18 protein-coding genes and 4 pseudogenes are annotated in these 19,041 nt (G+C 43.6%); 11 read left to right on the top strand and 11 right to left on the bottom strand.

Going from position 1 to position 19,041, the window contains the following annotated elements; all coding sequences use genetic code 11:
* Window positions 1-46: 46 nt before the first annotated feature.
* Both ompR and greB read right to left on the bottom strand, forming a co-directional pair.
* A complete protein-coding gene (ompR, locus tag Xind_RS13260) occupies window positions 47-766 on the bottom strand; it encodes an osmolarity response regulator transcription factor OmpR (RefSeq protein WP_047685160.1) in 720 nt (239 codons plus the stop codon).
* Window positions 767-937: 171 nt separating this feature from the next.
* The gene (gene greB, locus Xind_RS13255; protein WP_047685155.1) at window positions 938-1,423 is read right to left on the bottom strand and encodes a transcription elongation factor GreB; all 486 of its coding nucleotides are present in this window, start codon (window positions 1,421-1,423) and stop codon (window positions 938-940) included.
* 362 nt (window positions 1,424-1,785) lie between these two features.
* Here greB and Xind_RS13250 point away from each other — a divergent pair, with 362 nt between their 5' ends.
* The 5 genes from Xind_RS13250 to Xind_RS13230 all read left to right on the top strand — a co-directional run bounded on the left by Xind_RS13250 (window position 1,786) and on the right by Xind_RS13230 (window position 8,201).
* Window positions 1,786-4,134 (top strand): Tex family protein, encoded by a 2,349-nt coding sequence (locus Xind_RS13250; protein ID WP_187650225.1) that lies wholly within the window; start codon window positions 1,786-1,788, stop codon window positions 4,132-4,134.
* A gap of 343 nt (window positions 4,135-4,477) precedes the next feature.
* Window positions 4,478-5,002: a hypothetical protein gene (locus Xind_RS13245; protein ID WP_047685150.1), complete on the top strand. Its 525-nt coding sequence runs from the start codon at window positions 4,478-4,480 to the stop codon at window positions 5,000-5,002.
* 315 nt (window positions 5,003-5,317) lie between these two features.
* Window positions 5,318-5,548, top strand: a complete 231-nt coding sequence (gene feoA / locus Xind_RS13240; protein WP_047685144.1) for a ferrous iron transporter A — start codon at window positions 5,318-5,320, stop codon at window positions 5,546-5,548.
* Between the two features lie 68 nt (window positions 5,549-5,616).
* Window positions 5,617-7,944 carry a Fe(2+) transporter permease subunit FeoB gene (gene feoB / locus Xind_RS13235; protein ID WP_187650241.1) on the top strand — a complete coding sequence of 776 codons (2,328 nt, stop codon included), beginning with the start codon at window positions 5,617-5,619 and terminating at the stop codon, window positions 7,942-7,944.
* A gap of 8 nt (window positions 7,945-7,952) precedes the next feature.
* A complete protein-coding gene (locus tag Xind_RS13230; protein WP_187650224.1) occupies window positions 7,953-8,201 on the top strand; it encodes a FeoC-like transcriptional regulator in 249 nt (82 codons plus the stop codon).
* 22 nt (window positions 8,202-8,223) lie between these two features.
* On the opposite strand, the gene Xind_RS13225 is transcribed toward Xind_RS13230, so the two are convergent.
* The 5 genes and pseudogenes from Xind_RS13225 to Xind_RS21700 all read right to left on the bottom strand — a co-directional run bounded on the left by Xind_RS13225 (window position 8,224) and on the right by Xind_RS21700 (window position 12,091).
* Window positions 8,224-8,619 carry an ISAs1 family transposase gene (locus Xind_RS13225; RefSeq protein ID WP_246432541.1) on the bottom strand — a complete coding sequence of 132 codons (396 nt, stop codon included), beginning with the start codon at window positions 8,617-8,619 and terminating at the stop codon, window positions 8,224-8,226.
* 399 nt (window positions 8,620-9,018) lie between these two features.
* Window positions 9,019-9,996 (bottom strand): IS110 family RNA-guided transposase, encoded by a 978-nt coding sequence (locus Xind_RS13220; protein ID WP_338114355.1) that lies wholly within the window; start codon window positions 9,994-9,996, stop codon window positions 9,019-9,021.
* A gap of 325 nt (window positions 9,997-10,321) precedes the next feature.
* Window positions 10,322-11,344: an IS110 family RNA-guided transposase gene (locus Xind_RS13215; RefSeq protein ID WP_187650223.1), complete on the bottom strand. Its 1,023-nt coding sequence runs from the start codon at window positions 11,342-11,344 to the stop codon at window positions 10,322-10,324.
* 89 nt (window positions 11,345-11,433) lie between these two features.
* Window positions 11,434-11,805 (bottom strand): annotated as a pseudogene (locus tag Xind_RS21705) (ISAs1 family transposase); the annotation flags it as partial.
* A 31-nt stretch (window positions 11,806-11,836) separates the two neighbouring features.
* Complete coding sequence (locus Xind_RS21700) at window positions 11,837-12,091, bottom strand: transposase family protein (protein WP_246432539.1); 255 nt, start codon at window positions 12,089-12,091, stop codon at window positions 11,837-11,839.
* Between the two features lie 170 nt (window positions 12,092-12,261).
* Between Xind_RS21700 and Xind_RS25465 the strand changes: the two are divergent.
* Window positions 12,262-12,856 (top strand): annotated as a pseudogene (locus tag Xind_RS25465) (IS1 family transposase); the annotation flags it as partial.
* A gap of 115 nt (window positions 12,857-12,971) precedes the next feature.
* On the opposite strand, the gene Xind_RS13200 reads toward Xind_RS25465, so the two are convergent.
* From Xind_RS13200 to Xind_RS13185, 4 genes and pseudogenes are all read right to left on the bottom strand, one after another.
* A complete protein-coding gene (locus tag Xind_RS13200) occupies window positions 12,972-13,283 on the bottom strand; it encodes a DDE-type integrase/transposase/recombinase (RefSeq protein ID WP_276511086.1) in 312 nt (103 codons plus the stop codon).
* A gap of 41 nt (window positions 13,284-13,324) precedes the next feature.
* Window positions 13,325-13,558, bottom strand: a pseudogene (locus tag Xind_RS13195) (transposase family protein); the annotation flags it as partial.
* Between the two features lie 129 nt (window positions 13,559-13,687).
* Window positions 13,688-13,825, bottom strand: coding sequence for a hypothetical protein (locus Xind_RS13190; RefSeq protein WP_187650221.1), 138 nt, complete (start codon window positions 13,823-13,825; stop codon window positions 13,688-13,690).
* Window positions 13,826-13,837: 12 nt separating this feature from the next.
* Window positions 13,838-14,002 carry a transposase gene (locus tag Xind_RS13185; RefSeq protein WP_187650220.1) on the bottom strand — a complete coding sequence of 55 codons (165 nt, stop codon included), beginning with the start codon at window positions 14,000-14,002 and terminating at the stop codon, window positions 13,838-13,840.
* An 88-nt stretch (window positions 14,003-14,090) separates the two neighbouring features.
* On the opposite strand from Xind_RS13185, the pseudogene Xind_RS13180 reads away from it, so the two are divergent.
* The 5 genes and pseudogenes from Xind_RS13180 to Xind_RS13160 all read left to right on the top strand — a co-directional run.
* A pseudogene (locus Xind_RS13180) lies at window positions 14,091-14,441 on the top strand (IS630 family transposase); the annotation flags it as partial.
* A 186-nt stretch (window positions 14,442-14,627) separates the two neighbouring features.
* Window positions 14,628-15,809, top strand: coding sequence for a LuxE/PaaK family acyltransferase (locus tag Xind_RS13175; RefSeq protein ID WP_187650219.1), 1,182 nt, complete (start codon window positions 14,628-14,630; stop codon window positions 15,807-15,809).
* 9 nt (window positions 15,810-15,818) lie between these two features.
* Window positions 15,819-16,175 (top strand): iron-sulfur cluster assembly scaffold protein, encoded by a 357-nt coding sequence (locus Xind_RS13170; RefSeq protein ID WP_187650218.1) that lies wholly within the window; start codon window positions 15,819-15,821, stop codon window positions 16,173-16,175.
* Window positions 16,172-17,353: a cysteine desulfurase family protein gene (locus Xind_RS13165; protein ID WP_187650217.1), complete on the top strand. Its 1,182-nt coding sequence runs from the start codon at window positions 16,172-16,174 to the stop codon at window positions 17,351-17,353. The genes Xind_RS13170 and Xind_RS13165 overlap by 4 nt, the downstream gene beginning before the upstream one ends.
* On the top strand, window positions 17,350-19,041 hold the full coding sequence (locus Xind_RS13160) for a fatty acyl-AMP ligase (RefSeq protein WP_187650216.1): 1,692 nt from the start codon (window positions 17,350-17,352) through the stop codon (window positions 19,039-19,041). Before Xind_RS13165 ends, Xind_RS13160 begins: the two co-directional genes overlap by 4 nt.

Raw genomic sequence — 19,041 nt, 5'->3', positions numbered from 1 at the left:
TACAATTGATATATGCCTTGCTAATTATTAATCTAACCTCGACCACTCATGCCTTACTACCATCAGGAACAAAAACATATCCTAGTCCCCAAACAGTCTGGATATAACGAGGATGGGCAGGATCTTCTTCAATCAAACGACGTAAACGGGAAACCTGAACATCAATGGAACGCTCCATCGCACCATACTCCCTGCCTCGTGCCAGACTCATCAGCTTATCCCGTGATAAAGGTTCGCGGGGATGAGATACCAATGCTTTCAGTACAGAGAATTCACCACTGGTCAGGGACAGTTGTTCATCTTTATGAAACATTTCACGAGTCCCAAGATCCAGCTTAAACTTACCAAAAGTGACTATTGCGTTATCCGGTGTCGGGGCGCCAGACAATTCATTAGAGTGACGGCGCAGGACAGCACGGATACGGGCCAATAGTTCTCGCGGGTTAAAAGGTTTTGCAAGGTAATCATCTGCACCAATTTCCAGACCAACAATCCGGTCAACCTCTTCTCCTTTCGCGGAGATCATAATGATGGGGAGCGGGTTATGCTGACTTCTCAATCTTCGACAGATAGACAACCCATCTTCGCCCGGCAGCATTAAATCCAGTACAATCAATTGAATAGATTCTCTGGTCAACAATCGATCCATCTGCTCTGCATTTGCAACACAACGAACTTGAAAACCCTGCTCTGATAAATAGCGCTCCAGCAATACGCGTAAACGCATATCATCATCAACAACAAGGATTTTATAACTCTCTTGCATGTTTCAGCTCCCAAGATGTTCCATGCTCGCAATATCCATTATTCTCACAGAAAATCTAAGCTCTAAAAGACACTAAGATCATGTATTCTATGAATATTTATAATATTGGCAATGATTGCTTATGTTTCTGTTTTTCATCCTTGTTGTCCTGTTTCCATTTACACCTGATTTTTATGCTTCCAATGGCTGGTAACTAATTTCCAATATCCAGTAAACCACCTTACCATTAGGTGTCATGACGGTAATTTCATCATCGACCTGCTTACCAAGCAGCGCCCTTGCCACAGGTGAATCAATTGAAATCCATTTTTGGGCAGGGTCAAATTCATCCGGCCCCACTAAGCGAAAAATATATTCTTCGGCGTTTTCGTTTTCGACTTTAACCCAGGCCCCAAAAAAAACTTTGCCTTCCTGCCGCGGATCAGCATCCACAATTTGCAGAACATCCAATCTCTTGGATAAAAAACGCACACGGCGGTCAATTTCCCTTAACCTTTTTTTACCATAAATATATTCTGCATTCTCTGAACGATCCCCCAACGCGGCTGCATCAGACACAGCCTGAGTGACTTTTGGGCGCTCAATTTTCCAGAGATACTTCAGTTCCTGATCAAGCGCCAACCAGCCTTCTCGGGTAATGTAGTTACTTTTGCCCATGAAAACCCCACTTGAGAAAATATGATTAATGGCGCAGTACTATATCCTAACCGTACAGATATTCGATGAATTCTGTCGCAACCTGACAGAAATATTGTGCTATACCTGATAGATTTCGAGTTGCATCACAACAACAAGTAACAGCCCAAAAACAGGTAACCTGAAAGATAAAAAGCATAAACTGGAAATTATTGCGCTCTGTACGTATATAATGGAGTCAAGTTTGAACCCTGTCAGCATCTGTACTTAATGGATTTCAAGTTGCTGTCATCAAAAAGCCATTTGAATGAAGGGTAGATCAGATAAATTTAGCCCTGTCTGCTGATATTTACAGGCGCTGAGAAAGTTAAAGAAAACAGACCATGAATGAATCTTTAAGTCGAATCATTGCTGGTGAGCTACAGGCTCAACCACAACAAGTCCTAGCAGCTATTACCTTACTTGATGAAGGCAATACTGTTCCCTTTGTTGCCCGTTACCGTAAAGAGGCCACCGGTGGTCTGGACGATACACAGCTTCGCCAGCTTGAAAACCGCCTTGGTTATCTACGCGAACTGTCAGATCGTCGCCAGACTATCCTGAAATCCATTGAAGAACAGGGAAAATTAACGACTGAACTGGCTGAAGCCATTAATACCACTCTGAGCAAAACCGAACTGGAAGACCTCTATCTGCCCTATAAACCTAAGCGCCGTACCCGTGGGCAGATTGCCATTGAGGCCGGGCTGGAACCATTGGCAGACCTGCTGTGGCAAGACCCACAGCAAGAGCCAGAATCGGCTGCAACTGCTTATATTCATGCTGACAAAGGCGTTGCAGATACCAAAGCCGCATTGGATGGTGCCCGCTATATCCTGATGGAACGTTTTTCTGAAGATGCCTCTTTGTTGGTGAAAATACGTGAATATTTGTGGAAAAATGCTCATTTGGTTGCCAAAGTTGTTGAGGGTAAAGAGGAAGAAGGTGCCAAATTCAGCGATTACTTTGATCACCATGAAGCCATCACCTCTGTACCATCCCACCGCGCCCTTGCCATGTTCCGCGGACGCAATGAAGGTATCCTGCAACTGTCCCTGAATGCCGATCCTCAATTTGAAGAAGCACCTAAGGAAAGTTACTGCGAACAGATCATCACAGAGCATTTGAACCTGCGCCTGAATAACGCGCCGGCTGATAATTGGCGCAAGGCTGTCGTGAACTGGACATGGCGCATTAAAGTGCTGTTACATATGGAAACCGAACTGATGGGGACGCTACGCGAAAAAGCTGAAAATGAAGCGATCAACGTTTTCGCCCGTAACCTGAACGATCTGTTGATGGCAGCACCTGCGGGAATGCGTTCCACAATGGGATTAGATCCGGGTCTCCGCACAGGAGTAAAAATTGCGGTTGTAGATGCGACAGGCAAACTGCTCGCTACGGATACCATTTACCCGCATACTGGTCAGGAAAACAAAGCAGCAGCCGTCGTTGCAGCCTTGTGTACCAAATACAATGTTGACCTGGTTGCCATCGGTAATGGTACTGCATCTCGTGAAACAGAACGTTTCTTTGCCAATGTTCAGAAACAGTATCCTGACGTTACTGCGCAGAAAGTCGTGGTCAGCGAAGCTGGCGCATCTGTTTACTCCGCTTCAGAGCTAGCCGCACAAGAATTCCCTGATTTGGATGTTTCTCTGCGTGGAGCTGTCTCCATCGCCCGCCGTCTACAAGATCCGCTGGCAGAACTGGTGAAAATCGATCCTAAATCCATTGGTGTCGGCCAGTATCAGCACGATGTCAGCCAAACCCTGCTTGCCAAAAAACTGGATACCGTCGTTGAGGATTGTGTAAACAGTGTTGGTGTCGATCTGAATACGGCATCAGTTTCCTTGCTGACCCGCGTAGCCGGTCTGACTCGCTCTGTCGCCCAGAATATCGTAAATTGGCGTGACGAGAATGGTCGTTTCAATAACCGTGCAGAACTATTGAAAGTTCAACGCCTTGGGCCAAAAGCCTTTCTGCAATGTGCGGGCTTCCTGCGCATTAATCAGGGCAATAACCCGCTGGATGCTTCCACCGTTCATCCAGAAGCCTATCCGGTCGTTGAAAAAATTCTGACAATAACAGAACAGACTTTGCCGGAACTGATGGGTAATCCAGCCGCTCTGCGCAATTTGAAGGCTCAGGATTTCACAACTGAAAAATTCGGTATTCCGACAGTCACCGATATCCTGAAAGAGTTGGAGAAACCCGGTCGTGACCCACGTCCTGAGTTCAAAACAGCCACTTTCGCCGACGGTATTGAAACAATGAATGATCTGCAAACAGGTATGATTCTGGAAGGCACTGTCACCAATGTCACCAACTTTGGTGCTTTCGTTGACATTGGCGTGCATCAGGATGGATTAGTGCATATCTCTTCCCTATCCAATCACTTTGTGGAAGATCCACACTCCGTCGTGAAAACAGGTGATATCGTGAAAGTCAAGGTGATGGATGTTGACCTGAACCGTAAACGTATTGCCCTGACGATGCGCCTTGATGAACAGCCGGGTGAAGCACCCGCTCGCCGTGGCAGCATTCAGGGGGGGAATCGCCATGAACGTAATAGCAATGAGCACAGCAAAAATGGCAAAGGTCGCTATAATCTCCGTTCATCAAACTCTGCACCATTGGCCAACAGTATCATGAGTGATGCGTTGGCTGCCGCTCTTGATAAAAAACGTTAATCTCTTTCAATAAATTATTTCCTGAGCTGGCCCGACTGGGCCAGTTTATTCTGGTAAATAAAACGAATTTTAATTAATGTAATCTTATTTCTATTTCTGAAAATATTTCTCAATTATATACATAAAAAAACCATACTCTTCATTGTGATGACTTTATTTTATTGGCGATATAATAAATTTAAATAGGTGATAATGGCTGACGTTCCTCATTAATAACCCGTATAATTCATCACGCAATATATTTAACAATAAATATATTTCATAATAACACTTACCATAATAATGGTAATTTATTTAATAAAATTAAAAACATAGAAAAATTCAAATTGTTAAGGAATAATTTATGAATAAATATGTCCAAAGCAGTTTTGACTTACTCAGCAATATAAGATTTTTTAATCTTGCCACTAATGATCCAGACGCAGAATCAGTTTGGTCATCAACGCTCTTTTATATTCCTAAATATAATCCATTAAGTTTAATTTGGTATTCAAAACAAGATACCCGACACAGTCAGGAGCTGTGTATGAACCCTTGTGTCAGCGGTACAATATACAGTAGCATCGCTATGCCTGACTCATCATTGATACTCGCAGGTTCTCAATTCATTGGCCATGCCTATCAAGTCCCCGACGATGAATTACAAGAAACATATGATTACTTCTTCCTGAAAACTTATCCGGATGAGAATATCAGAAAGAAAAAATCCCGTCCTATCTCTGATTATTATGGTAATGCGATACGCCGTTTCTACGAATTGAAAATTGAAGCATGGTGGGTGTATGACTCAACACTTTGGAGTGAGCACCAGGATGATGCCCGTGTTCCGGTGCCATTAAGTGACCTGCTCCATCCACCCCAAAATTAATGAATAAAACAAAATACATTTGAAAAATTCATAGAAAAAATAAATAGCAACAAGCTCCATTTCTTATTGGAGCTTGTTATTAGCTTCCCCATACATTCTTTACATAACTTTAATTTCAATAAAATCACCATTAATCTGATTAATATCAACTTACTCCATCATCATTCGTGATAGATACATAGCATTGGTATTGCATATTATTCTCATTAGTACTTTAATTCAAAATAATTAATGCACTTTTTTCTTGTGAATTTTGCTTTATTGAGGATAATAATTCTCATAATCACTAACTTTCTAATTTTGACGGAATGTTATATGTTATTGACTCCAAATCAAAGCTATAAAATTCTGGGATTCTTTCCACAGATAAATCCAGCATACAGACAGAAGTTATTATCTCTGGGAATGCTGCCCGGCTCCACATTTCAGGTCATCCGGGTAGCACCCTTGGGCGATCCCATTCAAATAGAAACACGCAGAGTCAATCTTATCCTCCGTAAAAAAGACTTAGCACTCCTCACATTAGCAGTAAATTCAGCAGAATGAAGTCCAAGTTCATTACAGTCTAAACTGAATGTAATGACATGCAATATTCCTAATCAGTAAAAAGTATGATGAAGCAATTAACTATAGGTTTGATCGGTAATCCCAACTCTGGGAAAACCACTTTATTTAACCAACTTACAGGCTCCCGACAACGAGTCGGTAACTGGTCTGGGGTGACAGTTGAACGTAAAACCGGGCATTTTTCTACCCAAAATCATCACATAGATCTTGTAGACCTTCCCGGTACTTATTCTCTTACTACCATTTCTGAACAAACTTCGATTGACGAGCAAATTGCCTGTCACTACATACTGAGTAGTGAAGCTGATATGTTTATCAACGTCGTTGATGCTTCGAATCTGGAACGTAATCTCTATCTTTCGTTGCAACTTATCGAGCTTGGCATTCCCTGTATTCTTGCCCTGAACATGTTGGACATCGCCAAAAGCCAACATATCAACATTGATATCGCGGCACTGGAACAACGCCTTGGTTGTCCAGTGATCCCACTCATTTCTACCCGTTCTACAGGGATAGACGCGCTGAAAGATGCCATTGACCAATATCAACAAACTCTTCGGCCTGTGTTGGTTGATTACCCCAAAACCTTATTGCAGGAAGTCGCTCTTCTCGCCGGCCAGATCTCAGAGAAATTCAATCCACAACAACGTCGTTGGCTCAGCTTACAGGTACTGGAAGGAGATATTTACAGCTTTACACGTTCGGGCCTGACTCAGGAGCAACTGACTGAAAGTAAAACCCGCCTGCAACAGCAGCAAATTGAGGAGCCGGAACTTATTATTGCTGACGCCCGCTACCAAACGATTAACGCACTGTGTCTGGCAGTCACTGATATCCACTCCGCAATCCCTAATAAACTGACTCAGACGATGGACAGAGTTATCCTCAATCGCTGGCTAGGTGTACCTATCTTTCTGTTTGTCATGTACCTCATGTTCGTACTGGCGATTAATATTGGTGGTGCCTTACAACCTATCTTTGATGGTGCTTCTGCTGCTATTTTCATTGATGGTATGCAGTGGCTCGGCTATACACTCCACTTCCCCGACTGGCTGACGATTTTCCTTGCGCAGGGTATCGGAGGTGGTATCAATACCATGCTGCCATTGGTTCCACAGATCGGCATGATGTACCTGTTTCTTTCTTTCCTTGAAGACTCTGGCTATATGGCCCGGGCAGCATTTGTGATGGACAGGTTGATGCAATCTTTGGGATTGCCGGGTAAATCCTTCGTCCCACTGATTGTTGGCTTCGGTTGTAACGTCCCTGCCGTGATGGGTTCCAGAACGCTGGATGCTCCACGTGAGAGACTGATTACTATCATGATGGCACCATTTATGTCCTGTGGTGCACGGCTGGCTATTTTCGCCGTCTTTGCCGCAGCCTTCTTTAATAAACAGGGCGCAAGTATTGTCTTTTCTCTGTATATCCTCGGCATTGTCGTTGCTATCCTGACAGGCTTGCTGCTCAAATTCACCATAATGCGGGGAGAAGCATCACCTTTTGTTATGGAGCTGCCGGTATACCATATTCCCCATGCCAAAACCCTGCTAATCCAAACCTGGCAGCGTCTGAAAGGATTTGTGATCCGTGCGGGTAAAGTGATTGTCGCCGCTAGTATGTTTATCGGCGCTCTCAATAGTTTTTCTTTCTCTGGCAAGACCGTGGACAATATCAACGAATCTGCTCTGGCGTCTGTCAGTAAAGTCATCACTCCGATCCTTCAGCCTATCGGTGTACATGCTGAGAACTGGCAGGCAACTGTCGGCCTGATCACGGGAGCAATGGCAAAAGAGGTCGTTGTCGGTACACTGAATACGCTTTATACCGCTGAAAATATCACTAAACAACCCTTCAATCCGGATGAATTTAATTTGCTGGATGAGCTGAAAGGTTCAGTGACAGAAACATGGGATAGTTTGAAAGAAGCATTGACTCTCAGTGCTTTGTCTAACCCGATTGAAGCCAGCAAAGGCGATGGCGATATGGACAGTAGTTCTATGGGAGTGATGAGCGTTAAATTTGGTTCAACTATCGCAGCCTATAGCTACCTGATTTTCGTGCTGTTATACGTTCCCTGTGTTTCTGTAATGGGAGCTATTGCCCGTGAGACCAGCCGTGGCTGGATGACTTTTTCCATTCTATGGGGATTAAACGTCGCCTATTCTCTGTCTGCGCTGTTCTATCAGGTCGCGACGTTTTCTGCACATCCGCAAAGCAGTTTGCTCACTATTCTAGCTGTCATTCTGTTTAATATATTTGTCTTTATTGGCTTACGTCGCGCACGCAGTAAAGTCACAATTGCACTTAATAGTACCAAAGATCACAGCACCAAAGACCGAAACTGCGAATGTTCCGGCGGTAGCTGTCACTAGGAGCCATTATGATTAGCCTGTTGCAAGTCCGGGATACCGTTGCCCTTAATGGACGTACCGATGTTAGATCGTTGAGCCATCAGCTTTCAGCGCCACAGTCCATAGTAGAAGCCATGCTCAAGCAACTGGTGATAATGGGTAAATTGGAGGAAGTGGATATTTCCTCCTGCCTGAGTGGTGGCTGTAAGCAGTGCCCGGAAACACAAAAATGCGAGATTAAGGCGTATCAATTAGTGATAAAAGATAAGGGGCTATAAAACCAGGGCAAACGGATCTAAATTATACTGACGTAAAACCCACCGTGAGGACTTTCAGCATATAACTATTATCCCATCCTGCTTTCTGACGCTTGGTTTTTACACCCACCTTAACTGTTTTCTCATTTTTCAATAGGTTAAGGGCTATTTTATTCATTAATGCTGTGTTTTCAGCGGCATAGCCACTTCTCAGACGTTGGCTGTCTTCACCAAAACTGACGTCCAACTGCCAGTGCAGCTTCGTTTCAATATGCCAATGACTGCGTATCGCACACGCGATAAAGTCGGCCGACTTATCACGGTGACTGGTGATATAATAACGTCTTTCATAACTCGCTGGTTTTCCCTGCTCTTCACACCAGGACTCCACAACCGCGATGCCGCCCAGCGTATGCCACTGAGGGTGCTGTTCCCGCAACCAATGGTATCGTTAACCAGCCACAACTGACGCTGTTCGATACGGCCATGATCACCTATATGAACGCATCCCGTTTGCAAGACAAAAATCATGTTGACATCGACGGTAGGTTGCAGCTCTATATCCATACATGAACTCCCGCTTATGTGCAAGATAGGTTCGTTGAATGGCGGTCATAACTGCGTTCGTACATTCGGCTTCTGTGTTTGCAGGTTATTTTCTGCTGAGCCATGATGGATATATGCACACCTGCTCCTTATCGGCCTTCAGACCTTTATTCATTCTTGGTCGTCGGATATATCAGGTTTTGCAGGTGTCGGTTTGACCGATCTCCCCTCTCACTTTTCCTGCGCAATTAGCAAGATCAATACAGCTAAAATAAATTTCATTCCCCTGTGATTACGATGTCACTCTGAACTTTTCTTCACCCATTAGTATCACCCATGATATTCTGGCGATCTTATTTGCCAGCGCGATAGCCACAATATTTACCGGACGGCGCTGCATCAGTTTTTTTATCCAATCGCCATAGTTATCATGCCTTCGGTTTATGTGGTAAATCACGGCTCTGGCGCCCTGAACCAGCAACTTTCGTATATAACTATCACCCCGTTTCGTTATTCCGGCGAGTCGGGTTTTTCCACCACTGGAATATTGCCTGGGAGTTAACCCTAGCCAGGCAGCAAAGTGTCGGCCATTTTTGAACAGACCAGGATCCCCAACGCGACTGACAATGGCCGTGGCGATCACCGGCCCAATACCGGGAATGGTGGCTAACCGTTGACAGGCATCGTTCTCTTTGAAATATCTGTCAATCATTTCGTTAAGCTCACCGATCCACGCCTGTAAACAGGATAATTGTTCAAGATACATCTTGCCCAGCTTTCTCAGGATAGGGGTTATCACGGACTCACCGTCCTCTATAAGCTCAAGGAGACCTTTTTTTAGCGAAGACAGCCCGGTCGGAAATATGATGCCTTCTTCTGAAAACAGACTCCGGATCTGATTTGATTTAGCTGTTCTTTCCTGAATAGCTCCTTCCCGTATTCGGTGCAATGACTGTAATGATTGCTGCTCAGCACTTTTTATGGGCACACAGTGAATATCCCGTCTTGTTACTGCCATACAGATCGCAGCAGCATCATTAGCATCATTTTTTCCACCAACAACAAAAGGTTTAACGTATTGGGTTGGCAACAAATGAACCGTATGCCCCAGTTTTCTCAATTCCCGAGCCCAATAATGTGCACTATGGCAGGCTTCAATCCCAATGAGTGCAGGCTCCAGAGTCGCAAAAAACTTCAACACACTATTTCGACGTAACTTTCGTTTAATAGTGGCTATGCTACGGTGGTTGGTCCCATAAACTTGAAAAATATTTTTAGCAATTTAGCAATATCAAGACCGATGATGAGATTAGGCATAATCTCCTCCCAAAGCTGGCTGGATTTTATTGATGAATTCCCATCTTACTCCGTGAGGAGCGGGAGTTCATAACATCAGCCTTATTGCAGCCGATGCTGCGGGCCTCGATGTAATCCGCTGGCTTGCTCCTCATTCCTCCGACGAGCTTGACGCTCTGGCGACCATACAGGCTTAGCGAGTCACGGTCTTACCTGTCTTTGTCATCATGATTATTGCCTCCGCAATCTTTCTGCATTCAGCCTTGTCATTACATGTTGAGATTAATCAGTGTCAGGTTTTAATTAAGCGGTCTGACACTGACGTAATCTTTTTGGTAATCCCGCTGATGGGCTACCAGAGCCCAAACAGTACGAGCCAGTTTATTGGCCATCCCCACTATAGCCACGCAGGCCGGCCGTCGTTTTTTGAGTTCAGTCACCCAGGGTAAGGGCGTTTTTGTGGTTAAGGTGGCGACTCTTGCTCCATGGATAAACAGCGTTCTCAGATAGGTAGCTCCCCGTTTACTGCTCCCCAGTAATTTGATCCGGCCTCCCGTCCCCGTCTGTTTCGGCACTAATCCCAGATAGGCCGAAAATTCTCTGCCCGACCGGAACGCACGGGGATCGCCCATTGTGGCTATGGCGGCGGTCGCAATCAGCACACCAACACCGGGTATTTTCATAATCCGCTGGCAATCGGCATTCTGTTTTGCCCACGCTATGAGTTGTTTTTCCACCTGTTCAATTTGTTCATCAATTTCGTTCAAGCGGTGGTATTGTTCTTCAAGAAGATTGAGCAGGAAAGGGGCCAGTTTTTCCCTTAGCCGCTCAAGTATCTCCGGCATCGCTTTATCCAATGAAGCTCTGCCCTTATGCACAGTTTCACCGAACTCCAGTAGCAAACCATGCAGCGCATTGATTTGCGCAGTTCTGAATTTCACTAATTGGTAACGCATCCTGTGTAACGACAGAATAGCCTGGTGTTCTTCGTTTTTGACGGCAACCGATTTACCGGGTTGTTGAACCGCCTGCCATATGGCTCGGGCATCCTGAACATCATTCTTATTTCCCATCCGGAATGCCCTGACGAATCGCGCCTGAAGCAAACGCACTTCATGCCCCAGTTTTCTCAATTCCCGTGCCCAGTAGTGAGCACCGCCACACGCTTCCATGCCAATCAGGCAAGACTCGCGGTTACTGAAGAACGTTAAAAAATCCTGCCGCCGCAGCTGTCTATCAATAACTTCACCGGTGTATTCATCGACAAAATGAATTTGCATCAAATGTTTTGCAATATCGACGCCAAAAGGAGTAAATTTCATGAGTGGTTCCTCCCGTCATCAGGGAGCAACAGGCTCCCGCTTTTAGGCACTATAAGGCCGGAAATCTGCGAGGAACCATGCCTCATCTCTCAATTCCAGCACGGTGCCAAAGGTTCAGTGGTTGGGATGCGTTCATTATATTCCTCCGTGCTCTGGGTTTTGGCGTGAGAAATCCCCGTAAAACCTTTCGTCAACTGGGTATCTAAAAAGAGTTTGATATCATCATGAAACTCGCCCTGATTGCCTTTTAACGCCAGCACATAATCGGCCTGGTTCTCGACAATCTGGTCAGCGATTTTGTACTGGCAACCCATCGCGTCAATCGTGATGGTAGAACCTTCAATATCCAGCAAGGCCAGCAGTTTTGGGATCGCGGTAATTTCGTTCGATTTATCCGAGAATTTCACCTGACCAAAGCAGAGTTGATTCGCGACTGACCAGGCGCTGACCAAATGGAGAGCAGGAACGCCATTGGGTAAAAGCGTGCCCAAATTACTGGGGAGCAAGCCGGTTTATCACATCGTTAAAGGTATCATGGCTGGGGATGCCATTGGGAAGATCCAGAAATTGCCGAAACCAATCTTCTTTGGATTTACCGTATTCTTCAATCGCATTGAAACCTTCACAACCACAGATCACGGCACAAATCGAGATGGTCAGAATATCGATGAGGGTATACTGTTTAGTTCGGCTAACACGTGGATCAGTGAGGTGCCCAAAGGCATGACTCAGGGTGGTTGCTTGCATGGCAGTTTCTACGGTTATTCTTGACAGGATGCTGATTATAAATAACAAACTACCGAATGCACTCAGTTAATCACATTGGTCAATTTAGACCCGTTTGCCCTGGCTATAAAACAGGTTATGTATTGAATAGTTAGTTATTGTAATATGCTCTAACTTTTTAATGGTGGAATCTGGCTAAAGTTGACGTTTATTTTCGTTATTGTCACACAGTAGAACATGTCAAAGGGCATGGAAAAGGAAATGGCGGTCATCGCTGTTATGCCTGCTGTAAGATCTTTCAATTGGAATACACCTATCAAGCCTGCAAACTCGGTGTTAAAAAGCAATCTATTGATATGGCAATGAATACCGCAACACCGCCCGTGTCCTGAAAGTGGCCACAAGCACCATCATGACAACGCTAAAAACTTACACCCCGAAATATGACGACGCGTCCTCTTGGCGGGGATAACATTCAACTTATCTGTGAAATGGATGAGCAAGGGGCGTTTGTGGGAACAAGAAAAATCAACGCTGGCTCTGGTATGCTCGGGAACCCTCTCTGAAACAAAGAGTGGCGCCTGTTTTTGGGATCGCAGCCAGAAAAACATTAGACAAACTACTTACCTTTTTATCGCCCTTTACCTTTAATATTCATTGTACGGATAATGATGCTGTGTATAACAACCTCCCAGAAGCAGAACACCTGACTGGGAAAATATTCACCCAACATTTAGAAAGAAACAATTTAACGCATGAACCCGGATAAAAAGACTGAATCGAAAAATGTAGTGGTCAAGAACTTTCGGACACATTTTTAGCCGCTTCCCACTGTCTTTCGTATTCAGCCGGAGAAATTCCCCCATTAAAGCTATGGGGACGGATGTCGTTGTGACATCCCTCATTGCCTCATGAATATCCCGATAGCCTTCTGGCGGGATCCTTCACTTTTCAAACTCCGGAATACCCGTACCATGGGAGAATTATCGTAGCAATTGTCCTTGCGACTCATGCTTTGGATAATTTTATTTTGCCAGAGTAAGCGGCGAAACTTTTTACTCCTGTATTGACTGCCTTGATCTGAATGAAAAACCAGCCGTCCTTCAAGATGACGCGTTTCCAATTCGTTATTCAATACCCGGCAGACCAGCTCAGCATCCGGCGAGGAGCCGATGGCCATTCCCACCACCCGACGGGAAGTGAGTTCATCCAATTGATAAAACAGAAGTTAAATTGTTATAGGTTGATCCGCTAAACGATCCGGGCAAACGTATCATCAACGGGTACACCTTCTTTGAACATGCCTTGTTGCAGAAACCACTCATGGTAGCCCTCGATATATTCCTGAATATCGTTCCAGCCTTCTGCCCCCGCAATCATTGCACAAAGCGACGCAAACAGGATATCAAATAAGGAATAAGCGACTTTCGCTCTCTGGCGCGGGTCTTGGATCTCTGAAAAATGCAGGCTAAAGTTTTCGAGGTACATGGTATTGATTTTCAACTCTCAAAAAAGAGTATAAGATCACAGCTCTTTACGCGAAGCAACTTGTTTATTTTTGACTAAAAAACATTCGTGATCTTGCCCTGACTGACCACCGGAGGTTCAGCCGTGTGATCAACGCATAGAGCCACTGCGCATCTCGCTCATCAGCACGGCCACCTGCTTTAAGATTTCTTTTTCCATTTCCAGATATTTCACTTGTTTTTCTAATGATTGTATCTGGCGTTGTTCGGGCGTCAGTACCTTACCCACAAGCGTTATTCCCTATATTTCGGCCTGGTACTGGCGAACCCATTTTCCCAGCGTGCTGTTATTGATCCCCAATGAACGGGCGATATCGACAACCCGTTGTTGATGGAGAACAACCTGTTGAACCGCTTCCAGCTTAAATTCAATGGAATAATGGCATTTGGTGAGTTTCACTTTCATTGTCACACGTCATTATCATATGAATAACATTAGAAGGCTTTTGAGGTGTCCAAGATCCTTATACTACTACAAGTGACCTATGTCGGGGGGTATAAAGAAAAACTCTGATTTATTTATCAATATGTTAGAGAAAATTAATCGTCAGTATCGCCAAGCCAAAAGTATCACGTTGATTTTGGATGATTATGGTATTCACAAAAGCCGGAAAGTCAGGGAATGACTAAAACAAAATCCTCAATTTAACCTGCTATTTTTACCGATCTATTCGCCATGGCTAAATAAGATTGAACGCCTGTGGCAGTCTTCGCATAAAACCGTCACACGGAATCATTGCTGTCAGTCTATGTGACAACTTTTAGCGTGCGTTGAAAAACTTATGACTGCATTTTCATTAGGGCAACAACCGGAAATGAGAAAAATGAGTCTATCGTTATTATGAAAGCTTATTTACTTAAATTGATAAATTAAAGATATGTTTTTATTTATAAGTCGTCTAATAATTTTATAGGATAAAGTTAGCCAGTTTATTCAAGAAAAACAAAAAAGCTCACGTTAAGATATTTTACTTATCGCTAAATGGAATAATTAATTCTTAAATAATATAACGACTAACAGGATTAATGATATGTTCAAAGCAGTTGAGCTGTATGAAAGAATAAAAGATGCAAAAGGAGATGCTATAAAATGGATAGTTACAAATAGTGATTTTCTTTATGCCCTTCCAATTGAAGAACAACAGGAATTAAAAACCCACATTATTAGAGATGCTTTTAGATATCATTTTGAAAATAATATTTACTATCGTAAACAATGTGACGAGAAAGGTATCCACCCTAGTGACATCCAAAATTATGCGGACTTAGTAAATATTCCAATTATTCCAGTCTCTACTTTTAAATCTGCAAATAGTCACAGATTGTTAAGCAAACCTCTTTCCAGTATTGAGCATGAAATGCGTTCTACAGGTACTAGTGGTATCCCCAGTGTTGCCCGTCGATGCGATGAAACAATGGACTACGCCACTATAGCTCTCTATAACTCATATCGCGATATGCTTAAGCTCTCTAGTGGAGCAGGACTCTGTCTATGTCCTTCGACAGAGGAAATCCCTGAAATGGGAATGATAAAAGCGTTCAACTGGCTGGCCGGATTGTTAGATACCAATCGTTTTATGGTTAAAAAAGAGCGTTTTGTTCCGGAAGAGGCAATTAGCCAATTAAAAGAATGGCAAGGAAAATTTACTCGCCATGTAATAGGCCCCCCGTTTCTTATTCATCGCTTTATTAGTTTCTTAAAAGCGACAAATACTAAACTGGAACTAGATAGTGGAAGTATGGTGATCACGCTCGGTGGCTGGAAACGTTTCACTGGAGCTATGATATCTCGTACCAAATTTAATCAAGAACTGGAAACTTGGTTAGGTATTTCCACCAACCGGATACGTGATATGTATGGGCTTGTTGAGGCTAATTTTTTGGCTATAGAGGATGAATTTAATCAAAAACATATTCCTCCATATATTCACTTTTCTGTCCGTGATCCAGAAAACTTATCTCGCGAGGTGGAAGATGGTGAAATTGGGCAGCTTGTTATTTTCGATCCCATAGCACGTTCAACTCCTGGAATGTTACTCACTGAAGATATGATCTATCTGCGTACTGATAATGATCCTTCAGGCCGTAACTCTCAGCGTATGCAATATGTTATGCGAGCACCTTCTGCAACCGAATTCGGCTGTTGTGCTGTTAATCTGGAGAGAAAGATAGCCGATGACGAGCAAAAAAATGCTTGTCCTGTTACTCAGTGAGGTTTGAATATGTTTAATGAGATTATCACTGATAACTTCTGTAATCCCGATTGCCAGGGATATCTAAAAAATCCCGATATTCAACTCAAGCTAGGTAACTCCGTATGTGGCGATAAAGTTGATATTGACTTATCGCTGAATAACGAAGGGTACATTAATGAAGCTCGATTTCAAGCTTGGGGATGTACTGCCTCTTTAGCTATGTCCAATCAGTTCTGCCGGCAAGTTCAAGGAAAAACGCTGACCGAAATTGCCCAATTAAGCACATCAGAAATCGACACAATGTTAGGTAAATTGCAGCCTTCACAGCAGCACTGTTTAGAGATGTTACATGCTCTATTTCAACAAATAAGGATGCATATATGACAATGCTATACTTTGATTTCAATGCGACCACTCCATTGAGTCATAAATCAAAAATAGCAATTCAGCAAATGCTGGATCAATTTGCCAATCCTTCCGGCAAATATCGTTTAAGTCAGAGTTTACATACCTTAATTAGCTATACAAAAGAATCAATAGCTCAATTACTGGGGGGCTCGGCTGAAAGGATCATTTTTACTTCCGGAGGTACAGAAAGCAATAATCTCGCTCTACACAGTGTATTCAGCCAGATCCCTATTAACCAGTTATCTCGTTATCATGCTATCTGTTCTGCAATTGAACACTCTTCAATTCTGGAGCCTCTAAGTTGGTATCAAAAACAAGGTTTGAAACTCACAATCATTGCTCCCAATAAAACAGGAAGAGTAAATCAAGACACGTTATGTAATGCCATTACCCCCCAGACTTGTTTAATTGCGCTGATGGTTATTAACAATGAAACGGGTGTCATTCAGCCTTACGATACACTTGCTTCCAGACTGAAAGGGAAAGGTATTCACCTTCATCTTGATGCAATACAGGCAGTGGGAAAATGGCCTATGTACTGCCCTGATGATATACCACTAACAGTTGCCTTTTCTGGGCATAAGTTTTACGCCCCTAAAGGGATAGGCGGGCTGTACTACAGCCCTCAGACAAAAATGTGTCCTCTGCTGCATGGTGGTGGACAAGAACAAGGGTTACGCAGCGGCACAGAGAACACATTAGGCATAGCAGGGTTAGCTGCCGCAGCAGAAGAAGCCTGTGAGGAATTAATACAGCGTCTTTATTATTGCCGGGAAATGAGACGTTACCTTATTAATCAATTGGATAATTCATCCATCAAGTATCACTTAAATGGTGAGATAATACCTGAATATCAGGCTCCATGGACACTAAATATTAGTTTTCCCGGAGTCAGAGCAGAAGCGTTAGCAAGCAGATTGGATTTATGTCACGGAATTTCGGTTTCTCTGGGATCCGCCTGTAGTAATAACGCACAAACACCTCAACGTTCACATGTCTTACTTGCAATGCAGTCTCCTTATTCCTATATCGATAGTGCGCTGCGCATCAGTTTTGGGCATGTTACTGAACGACACGAAATTGATGTTCTGATTAATGCTCTGAAGCAGGAGATACAGAATTTATTAGCTATTGCAGGAGAGGAAACAATATGATTCTGAAGGATGCTAACACGCTATTATGTTGTGTTAAACATTATGTTGCACAACAGCCAAACCATATTGTGTACCGATTTTTGCCTTCAGGGGATTCAGATTCTATTACTCTGACCTGGCTAGAATTGGAACAACAGTCTCACTTACTTGCCTGCTCACTTGTGGCCGCCGGACAACAAGGAAAAACTGTTGTTCTCATGTATCCTCCTGGACTGGAATTTATTGTGGGGTTATTGGCTTGCTTTAAGGCTGGTGCGGTTGCTGTTCCATCTAATGTCGTTCAGGGAAGCCGTCACCTGAAAAGATTAATGCAAATTTTGAATGATTCAGGAGCGGACCTGATTCTCACCACGTCAGGATTAAGCAGTTCTTTAGCACATGAATTTCCCAACCATAATTTCATGTATTATTCGGAAAATCAGTTAGTAGATGAGACAGTCAAACTTCCTTCAATTGCTCCAGAACAGTTAGCTTTCTTGCAATATACCTCTGGTTCTACAGGAATTCCCAGAGGAGTAATGGTTACTCATAATAACCTAATCCATAATTTGCGGGCAATAAATGATACTTTCAGCTTGCATGAAGGGTTAGTTATCGGGGGCTGGATACCTCAGTTTCATGATATGGGATTAGTGGGCCATATCATGCTGGCTATGGCTTTAGGCGGACAATATAATTTCATGCCACCACTATCTTTTATCCTGCGACCATTACGTTGGTTACAATTGATGCATAATTTTGGTGCTGAATTCTGTAGTGTCCCCAATTTTGCTTACGACCTCTGCGCTAATCAAGACTGCACTGGACTTAATTTGGATCTGTCCCGCTGGCGTTGGGCTGGTAACGGTGCCGAGCCAGTGAGAGATGAAACGCTGATGCATTTTTATCAGGCAGTTAAAGAGTATGGATTTCTTTATCAAAGCCAAATACCTTGCTATGGAATGGCTGAAGCGACATTAGTCATCAGTGCATCCACTCATGACGATCCTCCATTTGCATTAACGCTTTGCGACAGCAGTCTGGAAAAAGGAAACATTGTCTTAAAATCCGATGGGGTTGTCATGCAATCCTGTGGTCAAGTTGCACCCGGTCACCATGTCATGATTGTTAATCCAGAAACAAAAGCCTTGTGTAAGCCCGATGAAATCGGTGAGATTTGGGTTCAGGGACCAAGTATTGCCAAAGGATATTGGAATAATCCAGAGCAAACCCAGCAAAACTTCATGGCCCATACAACCACTGGAGAAGGGGCTTTTCTCCGCACCGGTGATCTTGGTTTTCTGCATAAACATCATTTATTTATCACAGGGCGTCTGAAAGATCTGATTATTATCCGAGGGAGGAATATTTACCCGCAAGACATTGAATATACAGCGACTATGCAGTCCACCGCCTTCCGTCCAGGAAAAGTAATCGCTTTTGAACTGGAGCAACGGGTTGTTATCGCCATAGAGCTGAAAAAAAATGCAGAACGGGAGAATAATCTCGAAGAATTGAAACTCAATGTAATCCAGGCTATTAATGCTGCATTCGATGTTGATATCGCTGACGTCGTTTTTATTCAAACCAACAAGTTGCCTACAACCAGCAGTGGAAAAGTCCAGCGACAACTTTGCCGTTCTCTCTATTTACAAGACAAATTACATCGGGTCAATGTCCTGTTCACCACTGAGATTCAAGGAGCATAA

It is taken from the genome of Xenorhabdus indica (genome assembly GCF_014467235.1).
Taxonomy (GTDB): domain Bacteria; phylum Pseudomonadota; class Gammaproteobacteria; order Enterobacterales; family Enterobacteriaceae; genus Xenorhabdus; species Xenorhabdus indica.
The sequence above is the reverse complement of the archived record's forward strand: the minus strand, read 5'-3'. Positions and strand labels throughout refer to the sequence as shown.